The organism is Mesorhizobium sp. M5C.F.Ca.IN.020.32.2.1 (assembly GCF_004023105.1).
Taxonomy (GTDB): Bacteria; Pseudomonadota; Alphaproteobacteria; order Rhizobiales; family Rhizobiaceae; genus Mesorhizobium; species Mesorhizobium wenxiniae.
Window position 1 is genome coordinate 1 of the sequence record NZ_RZSX01000666.1, and the last position, 3,658, is coordinate 3,658.

Here is a 3,658-nt window from a genome sequence, read left to right on the forward strand (position 1 = left end):
ATCGCCAGCAGGCTGTTTTCCGGCGCGCCTTCCCAGAAGCCGCGATGGACGACGACCGCGCACGGGCGAGAGGGGTTCGAGATGTAGTCCCTGTAGTTCATGTCTTCTGGATTCCGTGGGCGGCGCATACGCCAATGGCCTGGCCGGTCTGCGCGTCGAACAGATGCTGCCGGGATTGAGGAAAGGTCAGCGAGAGCTCGTGGCGATCGGCCACCTCCGCCCCCAAGGGTGTTGCGATGCGGAGCGTCGATCCGCCGACGTCGACCGCCAGCACGAAATGCGAGCCGAGATCCTCCCGAAACCTTACCTGCCCCATGAGCGTCGGCCCGCCACGCGGCTCATCCACCAGGATGTGTTCCGGGCGGATGCCGAGCTGATATGGCCCGGTGAGGCGAGAGCCGGAGACCACCTGCCCGTCGCTCAATCTCAGAACGGCTCCATCACCGGTCACCGGCAGGATGTTCATCGGCGGGGAACCGAGAAAGCTCGCGACGAAGACTGTAGCAGGATGATGGTAGATCTCGCGCGGCGTGGCGAACTGCTCGATCTTGCCGTGGTTCAAAACCATGATCCGGTCGGCAAGCGTCAGCGCCTCGACCTGGTCGTGCGTGACGAACAGGCTCGTCGCGCCGATGCGCTTGTGCAGATCGGCGAGTTCGATCCGCATGTCGTGCCGCAGTTGGGCGTCCAGGTTCGACAGCGGCTCGTCGAAGAGCAGGACCTTCGGCTCGCGAACGATGGCGCGCCCGATCGCGACACGCTGGCGCTGGCCACCCGACAGCTGTGCCGGCCGTTTCTCGAGTTGACCGGAAAGGCCCAGCATCGCGGCGACGCCGGCGACGCGCTTCTGGCGGTCGGCCTTGCCGACGCCCGCCACCTTGAGGCTGTAGCCGATGTTTTCAGCCACATTCATGTGGGGGTAGAGCGCGTAGTTCTGAAACACCATCGCAAGGCCGCGATCCTTGGGCGGGATGTTCTGCACCTCGCGGTCACCGATCAGGATGCGCCCTCCCGAAACTTCCTCGAGGCCGGCGATCATGTTGAGCAGGGTCGACTTGCCGCAACCCGACGGCCCGAGAATGACGGTGAACTTGCCGGCCTCGATGCGGGCGTCGAGGCCGGGGATGACGGTCACGCCCCCATAGGCCTTGTTGATGTTGTCGAGGGTGATGTCGGCAGCGATCATTTCAGCGATCCGAGTAGTTCAGGCCCCGGACGATACGGCGCTGAAAGACTGCGATGAGTATGACCGGCACGACCGAGACCATGATTGCGCCGGCCATCTTGAGCGGGAAGTTGGGGATGGCATCCTCGCCACTGCCGATGTCGAGCCGTGTCAGCCCTACGACGCCGGTCAGCATGTCGAACGACGAGGCGGCAATCAGCGGCCACATGAACTTGCCCCAGCCATCGATGAAGAAGAACAAGGTCAGGGCGATCAGCGGGCCCTTGGAGAGCGGCAGCACGACATCCCACATGAAACGTAGCGGCGAGGCGCCGTCCATGGTCGCGGCACGCACGAGGTCCCGCGGCAGGGTGCGCATGAACTGCACCATGATGAGGATCGCGGCACCCGTCGCGATATGGGGAAGGATGATGCCGGCATAGGTATCGAGGAGGTTGACCTCGAGATGCAAAGGCGCGCCGAACAGGGCCGCCCAAGCTCCGCCGGCATTGGCCAGCCATTCGAGGGGCAGCGCGACATTGGCTGTGACGCGGTACATGGTGATGATCATGAGCTCGAGCGGCAGCATGATCGTCGCCAGCACGGCGGCGTAGATCAGGAAGGTGTAGCGGCTCCGAAAGAACACGAGGGCAAAGCCGGTCACGAAGGCGAGGAAAACCTTGCCGAAGGCGATGCCGCTCGCCGTGACGAAGCTGTTGAATATCTGCCGCGGCAGGTTCGTGCGGGTCCAGACCTGATGCATGTTGTCGAACAGGTGAGAGCCCGGCGCGACGGTGAACCCCTTCCTCAGAAACGTCGGAAAATCCTGCGTGGCGGTGATCAGCGTCACCACGAGCGGAGCGGCGATGAAGAGGCAGGCCAGGATCAGGACGATCGTGGCGGCACGATTGATGGATCCGGTGTTCTCGATCATCTCTCGTACTCGACCCTGCGCTCGATCACGAGGTACTGGAGCGACGTGATCCCCACGACGAAGACCATCAGGATCGCGGTCTGCGTCGCGGCGCCCGAAAGGTCGTAAGCGGCAAAGCCGTCCCGATAGATCTTGTAGACGAGCAGGTTCGTGGCATCGCCGGGCCCGCCCTGGGTCATGGTCTCGATCAGCGAGAACGAGGAGACAATGCTGTCGGCGACTTCGAGCACGACCACGATGAACAGTTGCGGGGTGAGCAGCGGCAATTGGATGTCCCACAGGCGCCGCCATGGTCCTGCCCCGTCGATCGCTGCGGCCTTGTGGAGACCGTCGGGGATGCCCTGCAGCCCGGCGAGCAGGATGAGGAAGGTGAGGGTCAGCGCACTCCAGGTGTTTGCGATAAACAGCATGATCCAGGTGTCGACCGGGTCCAGCCGGGGATTCCAGACCCCGGGGGCCAGCCGGTTGAGCCAGACAAACGCGCCCTGGTGAGGATCGAGGATGTAGATGAAGACGACGCCCAGCGTGGCGGCGGCGACGGCCTTGGGCCACATCATCATGTTGCGCGTCAAAGTGCTGCTACGCACGGCGCGATCGGCCGCCAGCGCGATGATCAGCGCCGTCGAGATGGAGAGCGCGGTACCGACGATGGTGAAGACGCCAGTGCGCGCCAAGGCTTCCCAGAATTCCTGGTCACTGAAGACGCGCAGGTAGTTCTGCCAGCCGACAAATCGCGATCCGCCGCCGAAGGGCTGCTCCAGATGGAAGGACCAGAACAACGCCATTCCGATCGGGATGAAGAAGAACAGCGTCATGACGAGGATTTGCGGCAGCGATAGCCAGAACGGCAGCCAGCGATGTCTGTAGAAGCCCCGTTGCATCCGGACTCTCCCAAAAATTGGCCGACGCGACGGTATCGCGTCGGCCGTCGGTGCGTCGAGGATCCTCAGGGCAGCTCTACGCCGGCGTAGGTCTGCTCAAAGCGCCGGAGCAGCTCGTTGCCGCGCTTGACCGCGCTGTCGAGAGCCGCCTGCATGTCCTGCTCACCGTTGAAGGCCTTGGTGGTCTCCTCGATGAAGATGTCGCGCGCCGGCGTGAAGAAGCCCAGGCGGATGCCCTTTGTGTCCTCCGTGCTGGGCTGGTTCAGGGAGTCGACGCCCACTTTCGCCGTCGCGAATTCTTTCGTATCCGCCTTGCCGCTGGCGACCAGCTCGTTCAGCGCGGTCAACGTGACCGGCATGTAACCCGTGGCACGGCTGAACTCGATCTGCTGGGCCGGCGTGCGGATGAAGTCGAGGAACGCCTTGGCGGCGGCCACCTTGTCGTCGCCGTGGCCCTTCATGACGTAGATCGCCGCGCCACCGATGAGGGTGTTGTGACGCGTCTTGCCCTCATAGAGCGGCGTCGGGCCGATCGCGACCTTGTCGCCCAGCGCCTCATAGGCTGCCGCATAAAAGCCGGTCGACGAATTCACCATGGCGCACTCACCGGCGGCGAAAGCAGCCTCGTACTTGCCGGCCTTGGTTTCGGGATTGAGGCGGAGCAGAGCGTCCTTGTGC

4 protein-coding genes and 1 pseudogene are annotated in these 3,658 nt (G+C 63.7%); all 5 read right to left on the reverse strand.

Features of this window, described 5'->3' with window-relative positions; genetic code table 11:
• A pseudogene (locus EOA86_RS41565) lies at positions 1-101 on the reverse strand (glycerophosphodiester phosphodiesterase); the annotation flags it as partial.
• A complete protein-coding gene (gene ugpC, locus EOA86_RS26580; protein ID WP_128344409.1) occupies positions 98-1,186 on the reverse strand; it encodes a sn-glycerol-3-phosphate ABC transporter ATP-binding protein UgpC in 1,089 nt (362 codons plus the stop codon). The pseudogene EOA86_RS41565 and the gene ugpC, both read right to left, overlap by 4 nt.
• Before the next feature lies 1 nt (position 1,187).
• On the reverse strand, positions 1,188-2,099 hold the full coding sequence (locus EOA86_RS26585; protein ID WP_128344411.1) for an ABC transporter permease subunit: 912 nt from the start codon (positions 2,097-2,099) through the stop codon (positions 1,188-1,190).
• Positions 2,096-2,980, reverse strand: a complete 885-nt coding sequence (locus EOA86_RS26590) for a sugar ABC transporter permease (RefSeq protein WP_128344412.1) — start codon at positions 2,978-2,980, stop codon at positions 2,096-2,098. Before EOA86_RS26590 ends, EOA86_RS26585 begins: the two co-directional genes overlap by 4 nt.
• A gap of 65 nt (positions 2,981-3,045) precedes the next feature.
• Positions 3,046-3,658, reverse strand: a 613-nt coding sequence (locus EOA86_RS26595) for an extracellular solute-binding protein (RefSeq protein ID WP_128344414.1), incomplete at its 5' end; no start/stop codon positions are given.

Excerpts from the sequence above, each read along its gene's own strand:
- ugpC (WP_128344409.1), bottom strand. The coding sequence starts at position 1,186 with ATGATCGCTGCCGACATCACCCTCGACAACATCAACAAGGCCTATGGG.
- EOA86_RS26585 (WP_128344411.1), bottom strand. The coding sequence starts at position 2,099 with ATGATCGAGAACACCGGATCCATCAATCGTGCCGCCACGATCGTCCTG.
- EOA86_RS26590 (WP_128344412.1), bottom strand. The coding sequence starts at position 2,980 with ATGCAACGGGGCTTCTACAGACATCGCTGGCTGCCGTTCTGGCTATCG.